The 23,303-nt window shown below is 64.1% G+C and carries 24 protein-coding genes and 1 tRNA gene; 10 read left to right on the forward strand and 15 right to left on the reverse strand.

Annotation, left to right across the window (positions count from 1 at the left end; translation table 11 throughout):
- Positions 1 to 87 precede the first annotated feature (87 nt).
- The 4 genes from plsX (at position 88) to K0P03_RS06075 (ending at position 3,337) form a co-directional block, all read left to right on the forward strand.
- Positions 88 to 1,146 carry a phosphate acyltransferase PlsX gene (plsX, locus tag K0P03_RS06060; protein WP_023513394.1) on the forward strand — a complete coding sequence of 353 codons (1,059 nt, stop codon included), beginning with the start codon at positions 88 to 90 and terminating at the stop codon, positions 1,144 to 1,146.
- Between the two features lies 1 nt (position 1,147).
- Entirely contained in the window at positions 1,148 to 2,119 is a 972-nt protein-coding gene (locus K0P03_RS06065; protein WP_050742932.1) for a beta-ketoacyl-ACP synthase III, read from the forward strand.
- A gap of 221 nt (positions 2,120 to 2,340) precedes the next feature.
- A complete protein-coding gene (locus K0P03_RS06070) occupies positions 2,341 to 2,679 on the forward strand; it encodes an integration host factor subunit alpha (protein ID WP_023513396.1) in 339 nt (112 codons plus the stop codon).
- A 127-nt stretch (positions 2,680 to 2,806) separates the two neighbouring features.
- Positions 2,807 to 3,337 (forward strand): MerR family transcriptional regulator, encoded by a 531-nt coding sequence (locus K0P03_RS06075; protein ID WP_024270685.1) that lies wholly within the window; start codon positions 2,807 to 2,809, stop codon positions 3,335 to 3,337.
- A 264-nt stretch (positions 3,338 to 3,601) separates the two neighbouring features.
- Here the strand turns inward: K0P03_RS06075 and K0P03_RS06080 are convergent, their stop codons facing one another.
- Entirely contained in the window at positions 3,602 to 3,820 is a 219-nt protein-coding gene (locus tag K0P03_RS06080) for a hypothetical protein (RefSeq protein ID WP_024270684.1), read from the reverse strand.
- A gap of 514 nt (positions 3,821 to 4,334) precedes the next feature.
- Here K0P03_RS06080 and K0P03_RS06085 point away from each other — a divergent pair.
- A tRNA-Pro gene (locus K0P03_RS06085) sits at positions 4,335 to 4,411 on the forward strand.
- 115 nt (positions 4,412 to 4,526) lie between these two features.
- Positions 4,527 to 4,778 (forward strand): GlsB/YeaQ/YmgE family stress response membrane protein, encoded by a 252-nt coding sequence (locus tag K0P03_RS06090; protein WP_050743002.1) that lies wholly within the window; start codon positions 4,527 to 4,529, stop codon positions 4,776 to 4,778.
- 69 nt (positions 4,779 to 4,847) lie between these two features.
- On the opposite strand, the gene K0P03_RS06095 is transcribed toward K0P03_RS06090, so the two are convergent.
- The 5 genes from K0P03_RS06095 to K0P03_RS06115 all read right to left on the reverse strand — a co-directional run bounded on the left by K0P03_RS06095 (position 4,848) and on the right by K0P03_RS06115 (position 10,607).
- On the reverse strand, positions 4,848 to 6,008 hold the full coding sequence (locus tag K0P03_RS06095) for a glycosyltransferase family 4 protein (protein ID WP_272789133.1): 1,161 nt from the start codon (positions 6,006 to 6,008) through the stop codon (positions 4,848 to 4,850).
- Between the two features lie 7 nt (positions 6,009 to 6,015).
- Positions 6,016 to 7,251 (reverse strand): O-antigen ligase family protein, encoded by a 1,236-nt coding sequence (locus K0P03_RS06100; protein WP_050743004.1) that lies wholly within the window; start codon positions 7,249 to 7,251, stop codon positions 6,016 to 6,018.
- A complete protein-coding gene (locus tag K0P03_RS06105; RefSeq protein ID WP_023513717.1) occupies positions 7,248 to 8,807 on the reverse strand; it encodes an undecaprenyl-phosphate glucose phosphotransferase in 1,560 nt (519 codons plus the stop codon). Before K0P03_RS06105 ends, K0P03_RS06100 begins: the two co-directional genes overlap by 4 nt.
- 79 nt (positions 8,808 to 8,886) lie before the next feature.
- Positions 8,887 to 10,053 carry a glycosyltransferase family 4 protein gene (locus K0P03_RS06110; RefSeq protein ID WP_272789134.1) on the reverse strand — a complete coding sequence of 389 codons (1,167 nt, stop codon included), beginning with the start codon at positions 10,051 to 10,053 and terminating at the stop codon, positions 8,887 to 8,889.
- Between the two features lie 5 nt (positions 10,054 to 10,058).
- On the reverse strand, positions 10,059 to 10,607 hold the full coding sequence (locus K0P03_RS06115) for a polysaccharide biosynthesis/export family protein (RefSeq protein ID WP_371260038.1): 549 nt from the start codon (positions 10,605 to 10,607) through the stop codon (positions 10,059 to 10,061).
- A 241-nt stretch (positions 10,608 to 10,848) separates the two neighbouring features.
- Here K0P03_RS06115 and K0P03_RS06120 point away from each other — a divergent pair, with 241 nt between their 5' ends.
- A complete protein-coding gene (locus K0P03_RS06120) occupies positions 10,849 to 13,122 on the forward strand; it encodes a Wzz/FepE/Etk N-terminal domain-containing protein (RefSeq protein WP_272789135.1) in 2,274 nt (757 codons plus the stop codon).
- Between the two features lie 6 nt (positions 13,123 to 13,128).
- Here K0P03_RS06120 and K0P03_RS06125 read toward each other — a convergent pair whose 3' ends face one another.
- Positions 13,129 to 14,382, reverse strand: coding sequence for a GNAT family N-acetyltransferase (locus tag K0P03_RS06125; protein WP_272789136.1), 1,254 nt, complete (start codon positions 14,380 to 14,382; stop codon positions 13,129 to 13,131).
- A gap of 177 nt (positions 14,383 to 14,559) precedes the next feature.
- On the opposite strand from K0P03_RS06125, the gene K0P03_RS06130 reads away from it, so the two are divergent.
- Entirely contained in the window at positions 14,560 to 15,003 is a 444-nt protein-coding gene (locus K0P03_RS06130; protein ID WP_272789137.1) for an NUDIX hydrolase, read from the forward strand.
- A 1-nt stretch (position 15,004) separates the two neighbouring features.
- On the opposite strand, the gene K0P03_RS06135 is transcribed toward K0P03_RS06130, so the two are convergent.
- The gene (locus K0P03_RS06135; protein WP_023513723.1) at positions 15,005 to 15,223 is read right to left on the reverse strand and encodes a DUF2842 domain-containing protein; all 219 of its coding nucleotides are present in this window, start codon (positions 15,221 to 15,223) and stop codon (positions 15,005 to 15,007) included.
- 203 nt (positions 15,224 to 15,426) lie between these two features.
- On the opposite strand from K0P03_RS06135, the gene K0P03_RS06140 reads away from it, so the two are divergent.
- Positions 15,427 to 16,518 (forward strand): COX15/CtaA family protein, encoded by a 1,092-nt coding sequence (locus K0P03_RS06140; protein ID WP_272789138.1) that lies wholly within the window; start codon positions 15,427 to 15,429, stop codon positions 16,516 to 16,518.
- Here K0P03_RS06140 and K0P03_RS06145 read toward each other — a convergent pair whose 3' ends face one another.
- The 6 genes from K0P03_RS06145 to K0P03_RS06170 all read right to left on the reverse strand — a co-directional run bounded on the left by K0P03_RS06145 (position 16,519) and on the right by K0P03_RS06170 (position 21,107).
- Positions 16,519 to 17,361, reverse strand: coding sequence for an aminoglycoside phosphotransferase family protein (locus K0P03_RS06145; RefSeq protein ID WP_272789139.1), 843 nt, complete (start codon positions 17,359 to 17,361; stop codon positions 16,519 to 16,521).
- Positions 17,358 to 18,290 carry an N-acetyl-gamma-glutamyl-phosphate reductase gene (argC, locus tag K0P03_RS06150; RefSeq protein WP_023513726.1) on the reverse strand — a complete coding sequence of 311 codons (933 nt, stop codon included), beginning with the start codon at positions 18,288 to 18,290 and terminating at the stop codon, positions 17,358 to 17,360. The genes K0P03_RS06145 and argC overlap by 4 nt, the downstream gene beginning before the upstream one ends.
- A gap of 130 nt (positions 18,291 to 18,420) precedes the next feature.
- The gene (gene speB, locus K0P03_RS06155; protein WP_023513727.1) at positions 18,421 to 19,374 is read right to left on the reverse strand and encodes an agmatinase; all 954 of its coding nucleotides are present in this window, start codon (positions 19,372 to 19,374) and stop codon (positions 18,421 to 18,423) included.
- Between the two features lie 127 nt (positions 19,375 to 19,501).
- Positions 19,502 to 19,978: a 30S ribosomal protein S9 gene (gene rpsI, locus K0P03_RS06160; RefSeq protein ID WP_023513728.1), complete on the reverse strand. Its 477-nt coding sequence runs from the start codon at positions 19,976 to 19,978 to the stop codon at positions 19,502 to 19,504.
- 2 nt (positions 19,979 to 19,980) lie between these two features.
- Positions 19,981 to 20,445, reverse strand: coding sequence for a 50S ribosomal protein L13 (gene rplM, locus K0P03_RS06165; RefSeq protein WP_023513729.1), 465 nt, complete (start codon positions 20,443 to 20,445; stop codon positions 19,981 to 19,983).
- A gap of 233 nt (positions 20,446 to 20,678) precedes the next feature.
- Positions 20,679 to 21,107 carry a PaaI family thioesterase gene (locus K0P03_RS06170; protein ID WP_272789140.1) on the reverse strand — a complete coding sequence of 143 codons (429 nt, stop codon included), beginning with the start codon at positions 21,105 to 21,107 and terminating at the stop codon, positions 20,679 to 20,681.
- 137 nt (positions 21,108 to 21,244) lie between these two features.
- Here K0P03_RS06170 and K0P03_RS06175 point away from each other — a divergent pair, with 137 nt between their 5' ends.
- Entirely contained in the window at positions 21,245 to 22,066 is an 822-nt protein-coding gene (locus tag K0P03_RS06175) for an enoyl-CoA hydratase (RefSeq protein WP_272789141.1), read from the forward strand.
- A gap of 236 nt (positions 22,067 to 22,302) precedes the next feature.
- Here the strand turns inward: K0P03_RS06175 and K0P03_RS06180 are convergent, their stop codons facing one another.
- On the reverse strand, positions 22,303 to 23,139 hold the full coding sequence (locus K0P03_RS06180) for an EamA family transporter (RefSeq protein ID WP_050743014.1): 837 nt from the start codon (positions 23,137 to 23,139) through the stop codon (positions 22,303 to 22,305).
- Positions 23,140 to 23,303: the final 164 nt, after the last annotated feature.

Here is a 23,303-nt window from a genome sequence, read left to right on the forward strand (position 1 = left end):
GTGCCCCCGGCGAAAAGCGGTATTTTGACCGAATTCCGCCGCGGCAGCCCTCTGTCCCTGGAAAACAAGAATTAAGGCAAGACACGCGTGGTCAGAATTTCCGTCGACGTCATGGGTGGCGATTTCGGCCCCAAGGTCGCTATCCCGGGCGCAGCCAAGGCTCTCGAGCGCCATCCCGAGATCCGTTTCGTGCTTTTCGGCAATGCCGCCGAATGTGAGCCCCTTCTGGCGCAGCATCCCAAGCTGAAGGCCGCCAGTACCTTCCACCATTGCGACGTTGCCGTTGCCATGGACGAGAAGCCGAGCCAGGCGCTGCGCCGTGGCCGCGGAAAGTCCTCCATGTGGCAGGCGATCGATGCCGTTGCCAAGAACGAGGCCGATGTTGCGGTCTCCGCCGGCAATACCGGCGCGCTGATGGCCATGTCGAAGTTCTGCCTGCGCATGATGGCCAATATCGAGCGCCCGGCGATCGCCGGCATCTGGCCGACCCTGAAGGGCGAGAGCATCGTTCTCGACATCGGCGCGACGATCGGCGCCGATGCGAACCAGCTTTTCGATTTCGCGCTGATGGGCGGCGCCATGGCGCGCGCGCTGTTCGGGATCGACAAGCCGACGCTGGGCCTGCTCAATGTCGGCGTCGAGGAGATCAAGGGACAGGAAGAGGTGAAGGCTGCCGGCCAACTCATCCGCGAAGCCAATTTCGACACGATTGACTATTACGGCTTCGTGGAAGGCGACGATATCGGTCGCGGCACGGTGGACGTGGTGGTCACGGAAGGTTTTGCCGGCAACATTGCGCTGAAGGCGGCCGAGGGCACGGCGCGGCAGATCGCCGAGTATCTGCGCGCGGCCATGTCGCGCACCTGGATGGCCAAACTCGGTTATATCCTCGCCAAGAGCGCCTTCGACCGGGTGCGCGAGAAGATGGACCCGCGCAAGGTGAATGGCGGCGTGTTCCTCGGTCTCAACGGCATCGTCATCAAGAGCCATGGGGGCACGGACGCCGAGGGCTTTGCCGCGGCTGTCGATGTCGGCTACGACATGGCCCGCAACGGCCTGAAGGACAAGATCGAAAAAGATTTGCAGAAGTATCATGCCGGCCGCCCCGTCGAAGGGGCCGCCCAGAGCATGAGCGACGAGGTATAGAATGATTCGTTCAGTGGTCCGCGGTTTCGGAACGGCGCTTCCGAAGCGGGTACTTACCAATGCCGAGCTGGAAAGCATGGTCGACACGTCCGATGACTGGATTGTGCAGCGCACCGGCATTCGCCAGCGCTACATCGCCGGCGAGGGCGAGACGACGGCGTCGCTCGGCGAAGGTGCCGCACGTGCCGCTCTCGACAAGGCAGGCCTGACGGCAGCCGACATCGACCTCATCATCGTCGCCACCTCGACGCCGGACAACACGTTTCCCGCCACCGCCGTCAACATCCAGAACCGCCTCGGCATGCACCATGGCTTTGCCTTCGACGTGCAGGCCGTCTGTTCCGGTTTCGTCTATGCGGTGACGACCGCCGATGCCTATATCCGCGGCGGCCTTGCAAAACGCGTGCTTGTCATCGGTGCGGAGACCTTCTCGCGCATCCTCGACTGGACGGACCGCACGACCTGCGTGCTCTTCGGCGACGGCGCCGGCGCCATCGTGCTGGAGGCTGCGGAAGGGGCGGGCACCAACCAGGACCGCGGCGTCCTGACGACGCAGCTGCGCTCCGACGGCGCGCACCGTGAGAAGCTTTATGTCGATGGCGGCCCGTCCACCACGGGTACGGTCGGGCATCTGCGCATGGAGGGCCGCGAGGTCTTCAAGCATGCGGTCGGCATGATCACCGACGTGGTCATCTCGTCCTTCGACGCGACGGGCTTCACCGCCGAGGATATCGACTGGCTGGTGCCGCATCAGGCAAACAAGCGCATCATCGACGGTTCGGCCAAGAAACTCGGCATTCCCCTCGAAAAGGTCGTCGTCACCGTCGACCTGCACGGCAACACCTCTGCCGCCTCGATCCCGCTGGCACTGGCTGCAGCGGCGAGCGACGGACGAATCAAGGACGGCGACCTCGTGCTGCTGGAAGCCATGGGCGGCGGCTTTACCTGGGGTGCAGTGCTGCTGCGCTGGTAGCTGTTTCCAGCCGCCTTTCCCATGGAAGGGCGGCTTCCCGGCAAACGGACAGGGGCAATCTGCGGGCTTCGGCCTCCCTTTGTCGTGCCGAAGCGCCGGTTGGTGACCGGGGAAACAGCCTCTCCCGCATCAGGGCGCAGGGCCGCTTGACCCGCGGGGGCAAGGACAATACTCTTCCGCCACGTAACCATAGGCTTTCAATGGGAAATCGGTGAGGAACGATGAGCGGCAAGACGGTGACACGCGCAGATTTGGCCGAATCGGTTTTCCGGAAGGTCGGCCTTTCCAGGACCGAATCCGCAGAGCTCGTCGAAACCGTGATCGACGAGATCTGCAATGCCATCGTGCGGGGCGAGAGCGTGAAACTCTCCTCCTTCGCGACCTTCCAGGTGCGCGACAAGAACGAGCGCATAGGCCGTAACCCGAAGACCGGCGAGGAAGTGCCGATCTCGCCGCGCCGGGTGATGACCTTCAAGGCATCCAACGTGCTCAAGCAGCGGGTGCTGAAGTCCCATCTCTCGCGCAAGGCGAAACAGAAGCCGGCTTCGCCCGCTTCCTGAGCGATTTTCTGCCGATTGCCGGCGGTTCGGCAATTTGAAACTTGAATATCGTCCGGCAACCCGCTGAAATGCATACGATTCGGCAACGCTTTCGTTTGCCGTGCCACGCGCTTTCATCGAGGGTAGAATGGACAAGAGTCCGGACGCGTTCCGCACCATCAGCGAGGTCGCCGACGATCTCGACCTGCCGCAGCATGTGTTGCGCTTCTGGGAGACTCGGTTCACGCAGATCAAGCCGATGAAGCGCGGCGGCGGGCGGCGCTACTATCGCCCCGAGGACGTCGATCTTCTCAAGGGCATCCGCCATCTCCTCTACGACCACGGCTACACGATCAAGGGCGTCCAGAAGCTCCTGAAGGTCAATGGCAACCGCTTCGTCGCCGCCATTGCCAGCGGGGACCTCGCGACCGTCGAGGCGCTCGCCGCGGCCAGCCACGAAGAGCCCACCCCGCCCAAGGCGGGCAATGACGAGGACCAAATCGTCGGCCGCGCCAAGGCACCGGCCAGCCGCCGCTTCTTCTCCTTCGTCGGCGGCGGGGACGATACGCCGGAAATCTCGATCGGCAAGACCAGCGTCGGCAAGGAAGACCGCGCGCTCCTGCAGGAAGCGCTCTACGATCTTCTGGAGTGCAAGCGCCTGCTCGATCAGGTGCGCTGAGCGCCGTTTCTCTACCGCGGGCCGTTGCAAGGTGGGGCGTTCCGCGTCCTGCTGCTGACAGCAGGCCTGTGTGCACCGAGGCATGCACGCAGGCGAATTGTCGTCCTTGGAATCCGCTCCTTTCACGTCGGGTTTGTAGCGGCGCCCATGGCCGTATCGAAAGAGGCGTGGCGCGCGGGTATGCATCGGCTTGTCATTGGCTACGGGCACGAACCGCGCTGCTCACACGCCTCAGCACCAGTCACTGATCGACGAGAGGCCGCATCAATCCCGCTGCTGCACGGGCTCCCAGCCGCGCACGAAGCCGCGGCCCATCGCCGAACGGGTCAGTGCGAGCTGGCGCCGGAGATGCGCGCAGTCGGCAAGCAGCGTCGCGATCGTCGCATGTGCATCGCCATCATGCCAGGCGAGGGCGGCGCATACGGCGTCATCCCCGCTTTCCGGCGGTTCCATTGGTGCTTCGTACTCGGGAAGCGGTCGCACGTCGGTATTCTCCTGTGGTGACACAGCAAGTCGGGGACTTTTGGGGTCGGGTGAAGGTTCTTCCGTTCGTTCCTATTATGTTCTCATGCGCCGCAGAGTCAAGCGCACAAACAAGAGAGGCCGCAAAAGGAAAAGGCCCCGCACAGTGGCGGGGCAAACAAGCGTCACGCTTGGCTCTCAGTGACGCGGGGGAGTGCTCGCAAATGACAAGCGAGCAAGGGCACCATAAGACTTTCGTCTAATGTCGGGGAAGGTCTGATTCGGCGTTTCCGGTACGGTTGTGAAAAAAATTGCACTTTTCGGTGTTTAGGTCGGCGACAAGCCAACAGTGGGAAGGGCGCGGCTGATCGTCTTCGCGGGCCGCCGTCCCGGCATGGTCCGGGAATGCATGGAATTTTCCGCGGAGTTTTCTGACCGTGTGGTTCCTGCTGCGAGACATTTGTCCACTTTCGTCCCTGCCACCTATTTTTTGGCTTGCATCCAAGTGCCCGAGACTATAGGGGTTTCCGCGGTCCGGAATGTAGCGCAGCCCGGTAGCGCACTTGACTGGGGGTCAAGGGGTCGTGGGTTCGAATCCCGCCATTCCGACCATTTTTCCTTCCTCCTCTACACTTTACGCGGTTCCGTACGGAACCTTGCGCGTTCACTTGCGTTCTCGACGGCCGGCCTCGTTTGCCGGTGATATCGGCAGCGTGAGGAGACGGAAATGGAAGATGCAGGTGTCGGCTGGATTGCGGCTATCATCATCGGCGGTATTGCGGGATGGCTCGCCGAAATGTTCATGAAAAGCAATATGGGCGTGCTGATGAACATCGTGCTCGGCATCGTCGGCGCGATGGTTGCGAACCTTTTGCTCGGCCTGATCGGCGTCTCGCTCGGTGGCTGGATCGGCTATCTGATCGCGGGCTTCATCGGCGCCTGCATTCTCATTGCGCTGGCACGGGCGATCAGGCGGTAAGATGCCGCGCCAGGAAGACGTGTTCGATCGTCAGGAACCGCCGCTCCGAAGGGACGGCGGTTTTTCGTTTCATGTGATCAGGCTGCGATAGATGGCTTCCGTTTCACCCACCATGCGGTCGAGGCGGTATTCAGGGCTGTGGGCGCGGGTGAGGGCGGCGGCGGTGTGGCGGGCGAGGTGGCCGGGCTCGCTGAGGCGCAACATGGCATCGGCGAGGGCCTCTGGATCATCGGCGTTCTTCAGGAGAATACCGTTCTCGCCGTCCTTCAGCACCGTGGAGACGCCGCCGACATCGGTGAGAATCAACGGCTTGCCGGCAGCCGCGCCCTCCAGCATCACATAGGACATGGCCTCGTAGCGGCTCGGCATGGTCAGCACGTCGATGGCCGCCATCGCCTCGACGCCGGTAAAGCCCGTGGTGAGGTGGATGCGTGTGCCCTGGCCGCTTGCCGCGACCTGCCGGCGCACCTCCGCCTCCATATCGCCTGTGCCGATCATCAGGAGATGGGCGTGCGGCACGCGTTCGGCAACGCGCACGAAGGCCGCCACCAGCCGCTCGGGCGCCTTCTGGTGGCAGAGGCGGCCGACGAAGCCGAAGAGCAGCGCATCCATGGGGATGCCGAGGGCCTGCCGGACGGTGGCGCGGGAATCGGCGGGCGGCGTTTCGACGCCGTTGACGACGATCGACAGCTTTTTGCGCGGCATGCCGAGTGCGCGGGCATGGGCATATTCATCTGCGGAAACGCAGATGACCCGGTCGGTGAGGGTGCGGGCGAGCAGCTTCTCGATCGAGCCGTAGACCTTGCGGCCGAGCGCGCCGAGGCCGGGATCCATCGTGTAGAAGGCGTGCGGCGTATAGACCCGCGGGACATGACGGCCGGGCAGGCGCAGGCGCGCCAGCGCACCCGCCTTCGAGCTGTGGGCATGGATGACGTCGAAGGGGCCGGCGCTGCGCATGACGGCGCGGATTGCCCGCCAGGCACGGAGGTCCGATGGACCGGGGGCGCGCGTCATGGCGACGGTGTGCAGCCCGGCAAGGCCCAGCGCCTGCAGTTCCTCGACGAAACGCGTTTCCGCCCGCAATGGCGAATAGATGGCATGCACGGCATGTCCATGGGCCGTCAGGCCGCGGCACAGGTCGATGAAATGCCGGCCGGATCCGCCGCCGCCGGTCTCCAGCACCTGCAGGAGGCGCATCTGCCGTGGAACCCTGTCCTGTTTTCTGCTCATGGTGCGGTCAGTCCGGGGCGATCTGCCTGTTGTGGCGCTTCTCGAGGGCAAGGCATCCCCAGACGACCCCGAGCAGCAGATAGAAATGCCGCCAGTGATCCGTGTCGATGACGAAGCCGATCGCGGTGTGGCCGACGATGGTGATGTAGGAGATCATCAGGAAGGGTTGCCAGGGCCGGTCGCGCAGGAGCGCCTTGAAGCCGGCGGCGAGCGTCCAGACGATCAGGGTGAGGTAGGAGACGAAGCCGAGCCAGCCGTAGGTGGTCAGCGATTTCAGCCAGATATTGTGCTCGTCCTCGGGAAACATCTTGCTGAATTCCATCGGGCCGATGCCGAGCGGTTTTTCCATCGCCATGAGGAAGCCGATGCGGTGGCGCTCGAAACGCCCGAGATGGCCGCCGTCATATTCCTGCACGAGCTGGGTGCGGCTGGAAAAGAGGTTCGCGACCTTGTCGAATTGCAGCGCGACGACGAGCGCCATGACCATCAGGCCGGCTGCCGAAAGGCTGAGGATCAGGATCTTCAGCCGGAAGGCGCCGGTGCGCTCCTTCAGCAGCATGACGAAGACGAGTGCCCCGACGCAAAGGAGATAGAGCCCCCAGGCCGCACGCGAGAAAGAGAGGAAGATGCCGAGCGCCAGGATCAGCACGCCGACAACCTTCAGCGGCGCGCCGAGGATGCGCCCGGAAAGCAGGCCGTAGAGCAGGTAGAGCGAGGGACCGACAAGGAACGGGCCGAAGACGTTCGGATCCTGGAAGGCGCCCTTGGCGCGGTCGTAGAGCGTGAAGGCCTCGGAGCCGGGAAAGGCGTGGAAGTAGCCGAGAATGCCGAGCGAGGCGGTGATGAGCGCGCTGGCCACCCAGGCGCGGAAGATCAGCTCAAGCCGCGCCGGCTTCGCCTCGATGATGGCGGCGAAGAATACGCTGGAGAGCGCCAGGAACAGCGAGACGGCGATGTAGAGCGGACCGACCGAGAGGTCGTCGACCATCGTCAGCGATAGCATGCCGCCGATGTTGAACAGGACGAGCAGCACGAGCAGCGGCGTGATGGCCCGTGAGATGCGCAGCCCGACGATCGCCCAGAGGGTGATCAGCCCGGCCATGAAGAGCTCATAGGGGGCCGGCTCGCTGATGACGAAGCCGGAGAGGAACACCCCGAACACCACCAGCAGCGAGCCGATGATGCCAAGGGCTGCACGCTGCGGCTGGAACGGTGGAGCGTAGGGGAGGACCGCGTCGCTCAATAGGCGTTTTCCGTGTTGAGCAGACGGAAGGGGGTCATGAACAGGATCTTCAGGTCCAGCCAGAGCGACCAGTTCTCGATGTAATAGAGGTCGAATTCGGTGCGGAAGCGGATCTTGTCGTCATGGTCGATCTCGCCGCGCCAGCCGTTGATCTGCGCCCAGCCGGTGACGCCGGGCTTGACGCGGTGACGGGCGAAATAGCTTTCGACAACATCGACATATTTGCGGTCGTTCGACTGCGCCTGGATGGCATGCGGCCGCGGGCCGACCAGCGACAGGTCGCCCTTGAGGACGTTGAAGAACTGCGGCAGCTCGTCGATCGAGGATTTGCGCAGGAACCGTCCGACGCGGGTGACGCGCGGGTCGCCCTTCGTCACGGCGGCCTTTGCCGTCGGGTCGGCAAGGTGCGTGTACATCGAGCGGAACTTGTAGACCTCGATGACCTCGTTGTTGAAGCCGTGCCGCTTCTGCTTGAAGATGATCGGGCCGGGCGAGGACAGCTTGACGGCGATGGCTGCGCCGAGCATCACCGGCCAAAGCAGAAGCAGTGCGACCACGCTGAAGAAGACGTCGAAGATTCGCTTGGCGACATTGTCCCAGTCGGCGATCGGCTTGTCGAAGATGTCGAGCATCGGCAGGCTGCCGATCTGGGAGTAGCTGCGCGGGCGGAAGCGCAGGCCCTTGGAATGGGCGGCAAGGCGAATGTCGACCGGCAGAACCCAGAGTTTCTTGAGAAGCGAGAGGATGCGCGCCTCGGCCGAAAGCGGCAGCGAGATGATCAGCATGTCGATCCGTGCAAGCCGGGCGAATTCGACGAGTTCGGCGACATTGCCGAGTTTCGGATAGCCGGCGATGATCGCCGGCGAGCGGCGCTCGTCGCGGTCGTCGAAGATGCCGCAGATGCGGATGTCGTTCTCCGGCTGGTGTTCGAGCGTACGGATGAGCTCCTTGGCCGGTTCGCCGCCGCCGACGATGACGGCGCGGCGCTCCATCGTGCCGTTGCGTGCCCAGCGGCGGATCGAATAGGCGATCATCTGCCGCTCGATGACGAGGTAGACGGCACCTGCCACGAACCAGGAGGCGAACCAGACGCGGGAATATTCCTCACCCGACTTGAAGAAGAAGACGATGAGCGCCATCGCGCCGAAGGCGAGCGCCCAGGCGGCGAGGATGCGCGGCGTCATGCGCCAGGGCGAGCGCAGTGCCGGAACCTGATAGGCATCGGCCAGCTGGAGCATCAGGACGCCGATCGCCGCGCCGCCGCCGAGAACGAAAAGGTAGAAGACGGACAGGCTCATCCCGCTGACATAAAGCACATGAATGCCATAGCCGAGCGCCAGCAGCGCACCGAATTCGAAAAGGCGCAGGAGGCCGGTGATCATGCTCGGCGAATAGGTGTCGACGCGGAACTGTGCGGCGATCTTCCGGGCGAGCGGGTTGAGCTCGACAGGGCTGTTGGCATCCTGGTTCTCGCCGGGTGCGGCGACCGATATTTCGGATACCTTGCGCCTCAGCGCTTCCGGATCGAAGGAGACGGGTTTGTCGACATGGTTCATGGCACGCACCTGCAGGGAGCTCTGTCCCGGAAATAGCACGAAGCCCCTAAGAAACGTTTACGTTGCGGTTGCCGCAGCGTCAGGTGCTGTGCCGATTTCCGCCGGTCTGCCGGGTGAGGATGTCACGATAGAGGTCGAGCAGGGCGCCGGACATGGTGGAGGCGGAGAAGGACGCTTTGAACCCCGTCGGTTCGGGCATCACTCTGCGCGGCCAGTCCGCATCGGTGATGGCCCGGGCCATCAGGGCGGCGAGGCCGTCTGGATCGCCCGGTTCCGTGAGGGCAATGCTGTCGCGACCGAGCACTTCAGGAATACCGCCAACGCGGGTGGCGATGACCGGCTTTCGTGCGGCGAGCGCTTCCAGCACGATATAGGGCATGGCCTCGGCGCGTGAAGGCACGATGACGTTGCGCGTGAGCGCGAAGGCGTCATGCGCCTTCATGGCCGGCAGCATGCCGATGCGCCGGCCGAGGCCCATGCGCAGCATCATGTCCTCGTATTTCGCCTTGTCCGGTCCGTCGCCGATCATCAGGGCGGAAAGCGGACGGCCGATCCGGCGCTCCGTGCGGGCGAAGGCCTCGACGAAGACATCGGGGCCCTTCAGGTCGCGCAGCATGCCAATATAGAGGAAGTCGACGGCGTCCTCACGGGAATAGACGGGCTCGAAGTCGCGGTCGTGGATGCCGTTGTAGATGCGCTCCGCCCTGACGTGCGGTCGGCCGACACGGGCGGCATAGGCCTCCCGCTCGTAGTCGCAGACAAAGACGAGCGCATCGCCGAGCCTTTCCAGGAGGCGCTCGGCGGTGAGAATCGCCATGCCGGTAGCCGTGCGGCGATTGTAGTGCAGACTGCCGCCATGCGGCGAATAGAGGCGGGCTACGCGATACCTGTTGACCCGCAGGGCTGAGCCGATGAGCCGGGCAATGGCGCCACCCTTGGCGCCGTGCCCGTGCAGGACATCCGGCTGCAAACTTTTTATTTCGTGATAGCTGCTCCAGAACGCGCCGATGTCGCGCGGGCTGATCGACCGGCTGATCGGCAGGCGCGTGAGGCCGAGCGAGAGATAGGGGCGGATTTCATCGAAGAGGCCGTCCTCGTAGGAGCTGCCGGTGAGACTGTCGCAGACGATTCCGACGTCATGGCCTGCCTTCGCGTGGAACTCGGCGAGATCGCGCACATGGCGAAAGATCCCGCCGATAGGGGAGCGAAAGCAGTGAATGATGCGCAGGGGCCCATCGTCCGCCATTGTGCTTAGAACAGCCGTTCGCGGACATAGATCGTGTCGCCGGCCAGCACCGGATCGGAGATGGACACACGGCCTGTGAGAATCTTGCCGTTGATCTTGCGGGTAACGTCGACATCGCCCTGGTTGGCGCGCGGAGAGAAGCCGCCGGCCACGGCAATGGCGTTCTGGATCGTCATGCCGGCGACATAGCTGTACTGCCCGGCCTGGCCGACTTCACCCATGACATAGATCGAGCGGTAGCGGTCGACCTCGATGGAGACGTCCGGGTCGCGCAGATATCCCTGCTTGAGCTTCGTCGCGATGACGCGCTCCAGTTCCTGGATCGTCTGGCCGCGTGCCGGCACTGCGCCGATGAGCGGGAAGGCGACATAACCGGCCTGATCGATCGAATAGGTGTTGCTGAGGCCCGCCTGCTCGAAGACGGTGATGCGCAGCCTGTCGCCGCTGTCGAGGCGGTAGGGCTGAATGGTTGCCTCGTGGAATGCCTTTGGGGCGGGGCGGTAGCCGCTGCAGCCGGCGACGGCCGGCACGATGAGCGCCAGCGCAAGCAGCATGCCCTTATTGATCGTTGCGAATGTCATTCGCTTTACCCAATCCCGGAATCAGAAGTCTGGAGCCCGTTATCGATCCGTTAGGGTTAATGGCTGGTAAAGGCGCAGCAAGGATGGGCAGGAGGACGCGGATTTTTTTCGCAAGGGTGGTGAGAGGGAAGGGCAAGACAACCGCCGATAATTAACCCTTGCGTTACCATGTTTGTTTACCTTGCGCGGAAATCGTGGTGTTTGGAGTTGGGATATGTCGGGCGCAAACAGCCAGCAGGATGTCGATATCGATCTTGGCGGCCTTTTCGGCGCGATCTGGCGCAACCGCATGCGCGTGCTGCTGGCCACGGTCGCCTGCGCCGGCATTGCCTTTGCCGGCGCCAGCCTGGTCACGCCTCGCTACAAGAGCGAGGCACGCCTTCTCATCGAAACGCGCGAACCGGCCTTCACGACCGGCTCCGACCGCACGCAGGGCCGCGATCCGCAGCCGGCGCTCGACGAACTCGGCATCGCCAGCCAGGTCCAGCTCCTCAGATCCGCCGACCTCATCAAGCAGGTCGCGCGCAACATGAAGCTCTATGAACTGGAAGAGTTCGACCCGGCGGCAAAACCCTCTGCCATTTCCGACCTGCTCGTTCTTTCGGGCTTGAAGAAAAGCCCGCTCGACATCGAACCGGAAGAGCGCGTGTTGAAGGAATTCACCGACAAGCTCGCCGTCTATCAGGTGGAGCGCTCGCGCGTCATCGGCATCGAGTTCTCCTCGAAAGACCCGCGCCTGGCCGCTGAAATCCCCAACGAGATGGCAAAGGTTTACCTCTCGCTGCAGAGCGGGGCGAAACTCGACACCAATTCCGAGGCGACGCGCTGGCTGGAGCCGGAAATCGCCAACCTGCGCGAGAAGGTGCGCGAGGCCGAGCAGAAGGTTGCCGAGTATCGCTCGCAGTCCGATCTCCTGCCGACCGGCGAGAACTCCAACTTCGCCGCGCGCCAGCTCACCGACATCTCGACGGAACTTGCCCGCGTGCGCGGCGAGCGCGCCAATGCGGAGGCACGGGCCGAAAGCGTGCGCGCCGTGCTCAAGACCGGCGGCGCACCCGACACGCTGAGCGATGTCGTCGGCTCGCAGATGATCCAGCGCCTGAAGGAAAGCGAAGCGCAGATCCAGGGGCAGATCTCCGACCTTTCCACCTCGCTGCTCGAAGGCCATCCGCGTCTGAAGGGGCTGCGCTCGCAGCTCGTCGGCATCCGCGGACAGATCAAGTCGGAAACGCAGAAGATCCTGTCGAGCCTCGAAAACGAGGCCAAGACCGCCCAGCTGCGTGAAACCCAGCTCCTGCAGCAGCTCAACACGGTGAAGGCGAACAGCGCGCGCGCCGGCGAGGACGAAGTCGGCCTCAAGGCGCTGGAGCGCGAGGCGACCGCCCAGCGCCAGCTGCTCGAAACCTATCTCGCCCGCTACCGCGAGGCGACCTCGCGCACCGACAGCGGTTCCACGCCGGCCGATGCCCGCATCATCTCGGCCGCTGTCGAGCCGACGGAGGTGGCCTTCCCGAAGATCGTGCCGATCACCGTCGTCGGCGGCGTTGCGGGCTTCATGCTGAGCGCGATCGCCATTCTCCTCGCCGAACTTTTCAGCGGCCGCGCGCTGAAGCCGGTCGGTGCTGCCGCGGCGATGCCGCTGCGGCGCGAGGAAGAGGTTGTCGAGGATGCGCTCGAGCCGGAGGCTGCAGCGGAAGAGCCCGTGATCCAGAAGACGCCCGTCGTGCGCCGCGATCCGGTTGCCCGCTTCGACCATGTTCCGGTCCGTGATGCCGAGACCCCCACGAAATCGCTGCTGGCCGATATCGAGCCGGACGAGGAGGAGATGCTGGCCGATGAGAGCGAAGACGATCTGCTGCTCGACGAGCCGGAGCCTGAGGAAGAGGAAGAGGAAGTCGAGTTCTCGATTGCCGCCGTCGCCCGCTATATGATCGAGAACAACATTTCCGTCGCGATCTCCGTCTCGCCCTCCGGCGACCGTGGTTCGACCGCCACCGTCATGTTGGCGCGCCGTATTGCTGAGGAGCACCGCAAGACGCTGGTCATCGACCTGACCGGTTCTGCCTGCCCGACGCGTCTGATGGCCGAATCCGCCCACATGCCGGGGATCACCGATCTCCTCGTCGGCGATGCCGTCTTCGGTGACATCATCCATGGCGACCGGTTGTCCGGAGCGCACATCATTCCGCGCGGCAATGCCAATATCAAGCGCGCCATGCGCGGCATCGACCGGCTGGCGATGGTCATTTCCTCGTTCGCCGACGCCTATGACACGGTGATCGTCGAATGCGGCCCGGCCGACGTGGAGGGCGTGCGGCGCCTGACGCGCGACCAGGAGACGGATGTTCTCCTCTCGCTTCCGGGGGCCGAGGAGGACGAGATCGTCGAACTGATCGATGCCTTCGGCGAGGCTGGCTACAGCGAGGTCATGCTGATGACGGGAGAGGGAGCCGAGCCGCCGCGCTATCCGGGCCGCCGGGCGGCGTAAAGGCGGTCAGTCCACACTGTCCTCGTGCGGACGCGCCGTCTTGCCGGAGCGCAGGCGTTGCAGGAAGGCATAGACCTGCGGGCTCTGTTTTATGCGTCGTTTCGCGCCGGCCTTGGCCCGGTGCAGCGCGGCGACCGTCGCGCCGGCCAGCGTCGTCGGCCAGAGCAGGTCGTGCTGCCGCGTCTCGATCGTGCACCAGGAGCGCTTGTAGGGCTGGTCGCCGATGCCGAAGTCGAACAGGCGCACGCCTTCACCGCACAGTTTGCCGATCGCAAGGTAGAACAGGAACTCGCCGGGGCTGGCATCCGCGGCGATCGTGTCGTCGATCGAGCCGAACTGGCAGATCACATGGTCGCCCTTGCGCGACAGGCCGGCAATCGCAGCAATACGGCCGTCATTCTCGCCCCTGAGGCGCACGGCGTGGAGCTGCAGCGGGTAGCTGCCGTCCGCTTCGGGTACGGATACCAGTCGCCGGAAGAAATTCCGTGTGCTCTCGTCGCGAAAGACGTCCGGCAGGCCCATGGCGTCGAAACGGGCGGCCTTCTGCTGGAAGAAGGTTTCGAGCAATGCCCGGCTTTCCGCGCCGGCCTCGGCGATGACGTGTTCGTAGCCGCCAAGCGCCATCAGGCGGCGTTCGGAGGCGCGGAACTTCTTGCGGCGGCGACGGGCATTGACCTGCGCCAGCGTGCGTTCGAAATCGGCGAAGAGCTCGATCTGGAAGGCGGCGTTCTGGTTCAGCACCGCGGGCAGATCGGAAAAGGGGCTGGCTTCGCCGCGCCAGTCGAGCGGCATGTTTTCCAGAAGGAGGATGTCGCAGTGCCGGGCAAGCTGGCTGCGCGCCGTCTCAAGCGCCTGCCGAAGCCGGGGCGGGGCGGCAAGGGTACGGAAATCCTGCGAGTAGAGGCCCGTATTGATGTTGCTGAACGGGGCGGCGAGAAAGCGGGCGATGCGGATCGGCCCGCGGCGCACGATTTCGAAGGGCAGCAGGAGATGCGTGCACCCGGCGCAAAAGCCCTCGACAATCAGAAGCCTGCAGGCATGGCTTTCCACCCAGGAACGGCACCAGTCGTAGCTCTGGTGGAGCGAAAGCGCGTTTTCCGTTTCGAGTGCCCGCCAGCCGGCCTCCACCGGTTCCATCTGTTCGTGCAGGCGTATCGACAGCGGCATCGGTGAACGTGCTTGGCCGCCGCTCTCGCTCGGCGCCAGATTGCCGTGTGCAAGGTCGTGCTCGGACGGCATGATCTGGAAATGGAGTTGCATCGCTCCCATACCTGGCTTTCGTGCATTCGGTTGCCGCAGCGACACCATAGGCGCTAGGCTTGCGCAATTGGTTTACATCCGCTGACCCTGCCCGGTATGCCCCGTGAAATCGGCCGGAGCGGTTAGCAAGTCGATAACGGGAACAGTGGGCGGAGCGCCCACCGGCAGGAGGAGCCCATGCAGACCTGGCGGCCGCCGCAGAAAATCCACGTGAAGGTGCTGGGCCTTGCCTGGCACGCCGGCCGGCTGCTGGCGGCGGAAGTGACGCGCGACGACTGCACGGTCAAGGGTGTGCGCCCGCCCGGCGGCTCCATCGAATTCGGCGAGACACGGGAGCAGGCGCTTGCCCGTGAGTTCCGCGAAGAGCTCGGTTGCGAGATCGCCATAGATGGGCCATGGACGACCTTCGAGAACATCTTCTGGCATGAAGGCGCGCAGGGCCACGAATTCGTTTTCGCCGTGAACATCTACCTGCTCGACGAAAGCCTCTATCGGCGGCCCGAGATCACGCTCGTCGAGCATGACCGCTCCATCTGGACAGCACGCTGGTTCTATCCGCTAGCGCTGCCGGCCGGCGTGGAGCTGTACCCCACCGGCCTTGCCGCCCATCTTGAAAAATGACCTATTCGTCGCGCGGCTTGCCGGGCTTTTCCATCCACTTGATGATCAGCATGGCCGGCAGGATCCACAAAAGGCCGGTCACGGTGAAGTAGAGAAGGTGGATATACCAGGGCGCTTCTCCAAGCGTTGCGGCGGCAATGGTGGTCGCGACCAGCGCATAGACGAGCACGAGGATGATGATCAGGATCGTGCCGATCAGTTTTCGGAGGCGAGGGGGCATAGGCAGTCTTTCGATTGGGTAGCGGCAAAATGGCGCGACGGCATGCCGCAAAGGTTCGGGCCTTGTTTTGCACGGGCCGGTCAGGCAAATCAACGCCACAGTCCTTCCCGCTGAAGCCGCGCGCGCGGTTTTGCACCCGGAAGGACGCGAGAAAGGAACCGGAACGGCGGCCGGCCCGCCATTCCGGAAAAGGAGCCGAGACGATGAGCGCCACGACCGCGACCGCATACCGCAGCCCCAGTGACACGGACAGGATTGACCGCGACCGCCGCCAGGTACGCCGCTGGCTCGGTTTCGTGCTGTTCACGCTGTTCGTGCTGGTGCTTGTCGGCGGCGCGACGCGGCTCACCGAATCGGGCCTCTCCATCACCGAGTGGAAGCCGATCCACGGTGTCGTGCCGCCGCTCACCGACGTGGAGTGGCAGGAGGAGTTCGACCTCTACAAGCGCATTCCGCAGTACCAGCAGGTCAACAAGGACATGACCGTCGAGGAGTTCAAGACGATCTTCTGGTGGGAATGGGCCCACCGGCTGATCGCCCGTTCCATCGGCTTCGTCTTCGCCGTGCCGCTCGCCTTCTTCTGGCTGACCGGCCGGATCGAGAGGAAGCTGCGCTGGCCGCTGGTCGGTCTCCTGGCGCTCGGCGGTTTTCAGGGCTTCATCGGCTGGTGGATGGTCTCGTCGGGCCTTGCCGAACGTGTCTCGGTCAGCCAGTACCGGCTCGCCACGCACCTCACCATCGCCTGTCTGATCTTCGCCTGGACGGCATGGTTGATGCGCGCGCTCTCGCCGCACAGCGACGATGCCGCGCCGACGGACCGTTCTCGCCGCATGGCCGGCATCATCGCCTGCATGGCGATCTTCCAGATTTATCTTGGTGCGCTCGTCGCCGGCCTCGACGCGGGCCTCACCTACAACACCTGGCCGCTGATGGACGGCGCCCTCGTGCCCGGCGGCCTCTTCGTGCAGCAGCCCTGGTGGATCAATCTCTTCGAGAACCCCAAGACGGTACAGTTCGTCCATCGCATCGGCGCCTACGTGCTTTTTGCCCTCGTCGTCATGCACATGATCGCCTCGCTGCGCGCCGCGCCGGAAACGACGCATGCCCGCCGCGCGCTGGTGCTGTTCGGCCTCGTCTGTCTCCAGGCGACGATCGGCATCCTGACTTTGATCTGGCAGGTGCCGCTCGGCTGGGCGCTGGCGCACCAGGGCGGAGCGCTGGTCGTTCTCGGCTTCGCCATTGCCCATTGGCGCGGGTTCTACGGTGAATATCCGCGGGAGATCGCGGACGACTGATCAGGCCTGTCCGAGGACAGTGCGGATGGCGGTGGCAACGGCAAGCTCGTTGTCGCACTCTTCCGTGTCGCCGCCCTCGTCATGCCAGGCCGCCGACAGACAGCCATAGGCGAAGGCGTAGCGCAGGATGGTGCGGACATCGCGCTGGAGCGTTTCGGCGAAGACACCGGCCATCGCGGCGATGCGTTCCTCGCTGCGGTTGAGGTCGAAACGGTCGAGCGGGTTGGAGAACATGTTGGCGACATCGAGCGCCGCATCGCCGATCAGCCCGGCCGGATCGATGATGAGCCAGCCGCGCGGGCCGTAGACGATGTTCTCGTGATGCAGGTCGCCGTGCAGGGGCTTGATGTCCCGCTGGTCGGCAATCAGCGCCTCGGCCATGTCCGCCGCTTCGGCGAACGGGCCTGCGAGGCCCTCCCGGCGGTCCCGTTCGGCCTTGTCGAAGAGGCTTGCGAAATAGCGCGGCAGCGGTTGCAGGCTCGTCGGTGGTGGCGTCTCGGAGGGGCGGTGATACGCGAGAAGCACCTCCGCGGCGATGCGGGTCGCGTCCGCATCGCCTTGGGCTTCAAGATGGTCCCGCAAGGTCGTCCTGCCGGCATGTTCCATCAGCAGCATCGTGCCGGTGCGGGCAAGAAGCCTCACGCAGCCGACGCCGTCGCGCCAGGCCAAAAAATCCGCGCCGCGCTGGCTGTCTTCCAGAACCTTCGGCTTCAGGTGCTTGACGATAGCTGAGACACCCCCGGCGAGCGTCACGTCATAGACGCTGCCGGCAACGGTATCGGCGATCGGCTCGGCATTTTCGATCCGCCATTCGGCGGGGAAGGGCGGCAGGCTGCTGCTCATCCCCTCAGCATCAGGTCCATGTTCTGCACGGCCGCGCCCGAAGCGCCCTTGCCGAGATTGTCGAGCAGGGCGACGAGGTTGACGTGCGGCGCACCTGCGGTGCCGAAGACGTAGAGCTTCATGCGGTCCGTATCGGCGAGTTCCACGGCGTTGACGCGGGCGAGGTTGGCGCTTTCCTTGAGGTCGACGACCTCGACGATATCCTGGCCGGCATAATGCTCCACCAGCGCCTCGTGGATCGAGCCGAGCGAGGCGTGGTCGTTGAGGTCGGCGAGATAGAGCGGCACCTGCACGATCATGCCCTGCGGGAATTTTCCGACCGACGGCGAGAAGAGGGGGGCGCGGGCAAGAAGGCCGTGCACCTGCATTTCCGGCACATGCTTGTGCTTCAGTGGCAGACCATAAAGGAAGTGCGGCGCGTCGATGGGATCAGGGTGGCCTGCCTCTTCCATCTGCGCGATCATCTGCTTGCCGCCGCCCGTGTAACCGGAGACGGCGTTGACCGTGACCGGATAGTCCTCGGGCAGCAGGCCGGCGAGGCGCAGCGGACGCAGGAGACCGATCGCGCCCGTCGGATAGCAGCCGGGATTGGCGACATGGCGGGCGCCGGCGATCTTTTTCGGCTGCTCGCGGTCCATCTCGGCAAAGCCATAGGCCCAGTCGGGGTGGATGCGGTGCGCCGTCGAGGTGTCGATGATGCGGACGGAATTGTTGCCGGCAACCATGGCGACGGCTTCCTTCGCCGCATCGTCCGGCAGGCAGAGGATGGCAACGTCGGCACTGTTCAGGAGGTCTTCGCGCAGCTTGGCATTGCGGCGCTCGGCTTCGGGGATGGAGAGCAGCTCGACATCGTCGCGGCCGGCCATGCGCGTGCGGATCTGCAGGCCCGTTGTGCCGTGTTCGCCATCGATGAAGATCTTCGGTTTCATCTGCAATCCAATCCTTCAAGAAGCCTGAAAGCATTCCAGCAGAACCGTGCGACGGTTTTGCGTCGCCGCCTGCGGAAAGCGGTTTCCGGCCGATATAGCCCCTTGGTCCGTCGCATTCAATGTGCTGTTTTCAGCGTCGTTCGGCGAGCGCTTCGGCGTGCAGCCCCAGCATGTACATGGCGATGTTGGAAGCGGCGATGGCCGTGATGTCCGCATGGTCATAGGCCGGCGCGACCTCGACCACATCGGACCCGACGATGTTGAGCGCGCCGAGCTTGCGCAGGACCGACAGGATTTTCGCGCTCGACGGGCCACCCGAAACGGGCGTACCGGTGCCGGGGGCGAAGGCGGGATCGAGGCAGTCGATATCGAAGGTCAGGTAGGTCGCACGATCGCCGACGTGATGCACGATCGCATCGGCGATCGCACCGGCGCTCATCTCCTCGACGTCGTAGCCATAGAGGATGCGGATGCCGCAATCTTCGGGCGCATGGGTGCGGATGCCGATCTGGATCGAGGTTTCGGGGTCGATCAGCCCCTCGCGCACGGCCGTCCCGACGAAGGAGCCGTGGTCGATGCGGCCTTTCTCGTCCGCCCAGGTATCCTGATGCGCGTCGAACTGGACGAGGGAGAGCGGGCCGTATTTTTCCGCATGGGCGCGCAGCAGCGGTAGCGTGATGAAATGATCGCCGCCGAGCGTCAGCATATAGGCGCCGGATTTGAGAATTTTTTTGGCTTCGCGCTCGATGGTGCCGGGCGTCTTGTGGTGGTTGCCGTAGTCGAGCAGGCAGTCGCCGTAGTCGATGACGGCCATGTCCTCGAAGAGGTCGCGCTCGAAGGGATATTGCGGGTCGTTGTCCATGATGGCAGAGGCGCGGCGGATCGCCTGCGGCCCGAAGCGCGTGCCCGGCCGGTTGGAAGTTGCGGCATCGAAGGGGATGCCCCAGACCACCGCGTCGACGTCCTTAAGCACTTTCGTGTAGCGCCGGCGCATGAAGGAGAGGATGCCCGCATGGGTCGGGTCCGAGGCGGCGCTTTTCAGCGTCTTGGCGGTGATGGCGTGGTCGATCGTCTTGTTGGCCATGTATGTCCCTCCGAATTCTGGCGGGACGTTCGCCAATCGCGATCTTGAAGGCAAGGGGTTTCGCGCTGAAAAACGAAAAGGCCGGGGCGAACCCCGGCCTTTCCTGAAGAACAAGTCTTCCGAGCGATTAACGCTTGGAGAACTGGAACGAACGACGGGCCTTGGCCTTGCCGTACTTCTTGCGTTCGACGACGCGCGAGTCGCGGGTCAGGAAGCCGCCCTTCTTGAGGACCGAGCGCAGGCCCGGCTCGAAGTAGGTCAGTGCCTTGGAGATGCCGTGACGAACGGCACCGGCCTGGCCGGAGAGGCCGCCGCCGGCGACGGTGGCGTCGATGTCGAACTGGCCGTCACGGGCAGCTGCGACGATCGGCTGCTGCAGGATCATCTGCAGAACCGGGCGTGCGAAATAGGCTTCGAACGACTTGCCGTTGACGGTGATCTTGCCGGAGCCCGGCTTGACCCACACGCGGGCGACGGCGTCCTTGCGCTTGCCGGTGGCGTAGGAACGGCCCTGGGCGTCAACCTTCTTGACGTGAACCGGGGCGGAAGCGGCCGGAGCTGCAGCGGCGACGCCGAGGTCCTTGAGCGAGGAGAGGTCGGCCATTATCAGGCGCTCCTTGTGTTCTTGCTGTTCAGCTTGGCGACGTCGAGGGCGACGGGCTGCTGGGCTTCATGCGGGTGGTTGGAGCCGGCGTAGACGCGCAGGTTCTTCATCTGGCGACGGCCGAGCGGGCCGCGCGGAACCATGCGTTCGACAGCCTTTTCGAGAACGCGCTCCGGGAAGCGGCCTTCGATGATCTGGCGAGCCGTACGCTCCTTGATGCCGCCCGGGTAACCGGTGTGCCAGTAGTACTTCTTGTCGGAGTACTTCTTGCCGGTGAAGACGACCTTGTCGGCGTTGATGACGATGACGTTGTCGCCGTCGTCAACGTGGGGCGTGAAGGTTGCCTTGTGCTTGCCGCGCAGGCGATTGGCGATGAGGGTAGCGAGGCGACCGACAACGAGGCCTTCGGCGTCGATGAGGATCCACTTCTTTTCTACCTCGGCGGGCTTCTGTACGAAGGTTGCCATGGGAGATGTCTTTCTTTTGCGATCCCGAGGCTTTTTGGGCGACGGGCGTTTCTTGTTGCTTGGTTTGGCACCCTGTGGATGCCAAAAATCGAACGCGGCCCGAGGGGACCGCGATCTGGTGCGGCTTATAAGCGAGAGCCGATGGGGCGTCAAGGGATGTGATCCGGGCGCCATCAAAGATATCTTAATGAAAACAATGGCTTGTATTTGAGGTATTTTGATACCGCAAATTATCACGGTGGAATCGAATAGGTCGCGGTGGCGTGGGCAACCAGATCTTCGCCATCCGCGCCGAAAATCGACGCCTCGATCACTGCCAGCCGCTTGCCGAGCTTGAGAAGCCGGCAGGTGCAGGAGAGGGGGCCGGGTTCGGGCTTGCGCAGGAAATTGATGTTGAGACTGGTCGTGACGGCGAGTGCCACGGGGCCGATATGCGCCAGCACGACGCAATAGGCCGCAACGTCCGCCAGCGCGAACAGGGTGGGGCCGGAGACCGTGCCGCCGGGGCGCAGGTGCCGCTCGTTCGGATCTAGTCGCATGACGACCGTACCGGACCTGACCTCGGTCACGTCGAAAACCTTTCCGTCCGTGTGGATCTGCGGAAAATCGGTTTCGAGGAACCGGTTCAGGGCGTCCCGGTCCATGATGGGCGTCAGGTTCACGGCGTTCTCCTTCGTCTGCCCTGCGTTTACAGACCGGTTTGTGCCGGGGAGCAAGCCCTCTCAAAGTCTATGTCGCCGCGCTTGAAACCGTCTCTCGCGAGGCGTAGGACCGCAGATGAAACAGAATGGAGGCGATCATGGCGGATGTGGTGTCGTTCAGGAAAGAGGAACCAGCCGGGCTGGTGCGCATCGAGCGCCAGGGACCGGTCGTCCGTATCACGCTCAACAATCCGCCCGCCAACGCCCTCTCGATTGCCGTCATGGAGGCGCTTGGCGACGCGCTGGATGTCGTGGCCGGTGACGAGGCCACCCGCGTCGTCGTGCTCGCCTCGACCGGAAAAGTCTTTTCCGCCGGCCATGACCTCAAGGAAATGACCGCCCGCCGTACGGATGAAGACGGCGGCCGCGCCTTCTTCGAAAAGACCATGCGCATGGCGGCCGATATCATGCTGAAGATCGCCGCGCTGCCGCAGCCCGTCGTTGCCGAGATTGACGGCCTCGCCACGGCCGCCGGCTGCCAGCTCGTGGCAAGCTGCGATCTCGCCATCTGCACGGACACCTCGACCTTCTGCACGCCCGGCGTCAATATCGGGCTGTTCTGCTCGACGCCGATGGTCGCCGTCACCCGCGCCGCGCACCCCAAGCAGGCGATGGAAATGCTTTTGACCGGCGAGACGATCGACGCCTCGACGGCCAAGGATTTCGGCCTCGTCAACCGCATCGTGCCGCAGCAATACCTGCGCCAGGTCGTCGACAAATACGCCGCCGTCATCGCCTCGAAGTCGCCGCAGGCCCTGCGCATCGGCAAGGCCGCCTTCCGCGCCCAGGCCGGCTTGCCGCTCGCCGAAGCCTACGACGTCGCCGTCGCGGCAATGGTCGACAACATGCTCGTCGACGATGCGAAAGAGGGGATCGGCGCCTTTCTCGGCAAGCGCATGCCGGAGTGGAGGCAGAAGTAGTGGCCCGGATTACACATTTTCAGCGCGACCAAATGGACCGCCTTCAGCTTCACGATGAAGTTGATGCAAAGCTGTTTGTTCAAAACTACGATGGTCGAAAGCTTGTTTAAATATCAACTTATGGGCGTTCCAGCCGGCAGGGTGTTGGCAAGATGAGCCAAACGTTTCAATTGGACGAGGAAGCGGCCCGCCAATTGTTTGGGATTATGAAGGCTGAATTTGGCTTTGAGTAGCTGCTAAGCCAGCTTCAGCACCAGCACGCCCGCCGCGATCACCGCGCCGGCGATGTAGCGCCAGATGCTGGCCTTTTCCTTGAGAATGAAGACCGAGATGAGGAGGGCGAAGAGGATGGCGGTTTCGCGCAGCGCCGCGACGGTGGCCACCGGCGCCTTGGTCATCGCCCAGAGGGCAAGGCCGTAGGAGGCGATGGAGCCGGCGCCGCCGAAGAGGCCGCGCGCCCAGTTGCGCCGCACATGCGTCCAGACCGGTCGGCTGCCCCGCCGCGCGACGGCCCAGCCGAAGAGCAGCACCGGCGGCAGCAGCGACATCCACAGCGTATAGGACACGGCGTTGCCGGAAGCCCGCGCCCCGGCAGCGTCGACGAAGGTATAGGTGGCGATGACGGCGGCATTCGCCAGTGCATAGACGATGGCCCGCCGGCTGCCGTGGCGCGATTCGAAGGCGAGCGTCAGCACGCCGACGGAAATGACGAGAACGCCGGCCATCGCCCCCGGTGTCAGATGCTCGCCGAGGACGATGCCGCTTGTCATTGCGACTAGGAGAGGCGCGGCGCCGCGCATCAGCGGATAGACGAGGCCGATGTCGCCGGCCCGGTAGGCTGCGGCCACGAGCTGGAAATAGGCGAACTGCAAGGCGGCCGAGGTGAGCACGAAGGGCCAGGCCGCCGGGTTGGGCATGGGCACGAAGGGCAGGAAGGCAAGGCCGACCATGCCGCCGCCGAGCGAGACCATGGCCGCGTCGAGCGATTTGTCCGTGCCGGATTTGACGAGGGCATTCCAGACGGCATGAAGTGCCGCGCCGAACAGCACGAGAAAAAGAACGTCTAACGGCAATCTGGGACCTCGAAGGGCAGGCCATTGGGGGGAGGGGCTCGGTTCTTCATCTGCGCAATTTCACCGATTTGCAATCGGGATTCTCGCGGGTTTAGCGGCAAACCGGCCGAAGCTGACCCACAATGGCACAAGCGGTGGCTGAACGGCTGCTCCGGCGTGGTCGT

It is taken from the genome of Shinella sp. HY16 (genome assembly GCF_028534175.1).
Lineage (GTDB): Bacteria > Pseudomonadota > Alphaproteobacteria > Rhizobiales > Rhizobiaceae > Shinella.

What these genes read in the sequence shown, in the direction of transcription:
- K0P03_RS06065 (WP_050742932.1), top strand. Translation starts at nt 1,148, where the DNA reads ATGATTCGTTCAGTGGTCCGCGGTTTCGGAACGGCGCTTCCGAAGCGG.
- K0P03_RS06070 (WP_023513396.1), top strand. Translation starts at nt 2,341, where the DNA reads ATGAGCGGCAAGACGGTGACACGCGCAGATTTGGCCGAATCGGTTTTC.
- K0P03_RS06075 (WP_024270685.1), top strand. Translation starts at nt 2,807, where the DNA reads ATGGACAAGAGTCCGGACGCGTTCCGCACCATCAGCGAGGTCGCCGAC.
- K0P03_RS06090 (WP_050743002.1), top strand. Translation starts at nt 4,527, where the DNA reads ATGGAAGATGCAGGTGTCGGCTGGATTGCGGCTATCATCATCGGCGGT.
- K0P03_RS06095 (WP_272789133.1), bottom strand. Translation starts at nt 6,008, where the DNA reads ATGAGCAGAAAACAGGACAGGGTTCCACGGCAGATGCGCCTCCTGCAG.
- K0P03_RS06105 (WP_023513717.1), bottom strand. Translation starts at nt 8,807, where the DNA reads ATGAACCATGTCGACAAACCCGTCTCCTTCGATCCGGAAGCGCTGAGG.
- K0P03_RS06110 (WP_272789134.1), bottom strand. Translation starts at nt 10,053, where the DNA reads ATGGCGGACGATGGGCCCCTGCGCATCATTCACTGCTTTCGCTCCCCT.
- K0P03_RS06115 (WP_371260038.1), bottom strand. Translation starts at nt 10,607, where the DNA reads ATGCTGCTTGCGCTGGCGCTCATCGTGCCGGCCGTCGCCGGCTGCAGC.
- K0P03_RS06120 (WP_272789135.1), top strand. Translation starts at nt 10,849, where the DNA reads ATGTCGGGCGCAAACAGCCAGCAGGATGTCGATATCGATCTTGGCGGC.
- K0P03_RS06125 (WP_272789136.1), bottom strand. Translation starts at nt 14,382, where the DNA reads ATGCAACTCCATTTCCAGATCATGCCGTCCGAGCACGACCTTGCACAC.
- K0P03_RS06130 (WP_272789137.1), top strand. Translation starts at nt 14,560, where the DNA reads ATGCAGACCTGGCGGCCGCCGCAGAAAATCCACGTGAAGGTGCTGGGC.
- K0P03_RS06135 (WP_023513723.1), bottom strand. Translation starts at nt 15,223, where the DNA reads ATGCCCCCTCGCCTCCGAAAACTGATCGGCACGATCCTGATCATCATC.
- K0P03_RS06140 (WP_272789138.1), top strand. Translation starts at nt 15,427, where the DNA reads ATGAGCGCCACGACCGCGACCGCATACCGCAGCCCCAGTGACACGGAC.
- K0P03_RS06145 (WP_272789139.1), bottom strand. Translation starts at nt 17,361, where the DNA reads ATGAGCAGCAGCCTGCCGCCCTTCCCCGCCGAATGGCGGATCGAAAAT.
- argC (WP_023513726.1), bottom strand. Translation starts at nt 18,290, where the DNA reads ATGAAACCGAAGATCTTCATCGATGGCGAACACGGCACAACGGGCCTG.
- speB (WP_023513727.1), bottom strand. Translation starts at nt 19,374, where the DNA reads ATGGCCAACAAGACGATCGACCACGCCATCACCGCCAAGACGCTGAAA.
- rpsI (WP_023513728.1), bottom strand. Translation starts at nt 19,978, where the DNA reads ATGGCCGACCTCTCCTCGCTCAAGGACCTCGGCGTCGCCGCTGCAGCT.
- rplM (WP_023513729.1), bottom strand. Translation starts at nt 20,445, where the DNA reads ATGGCAACCTTCGTACAGAAGCCCGCCGAGGTAGAAAAGAAGTGGATC.
- K0P03_RS06175 (WP_272789141.1), top strand. Translation starts at nt 21,245, where the DNA reads ATGGCGGATGTGGTGTCGTTCAGGAAAGAGGAACCAGCCGGGCTGGTG.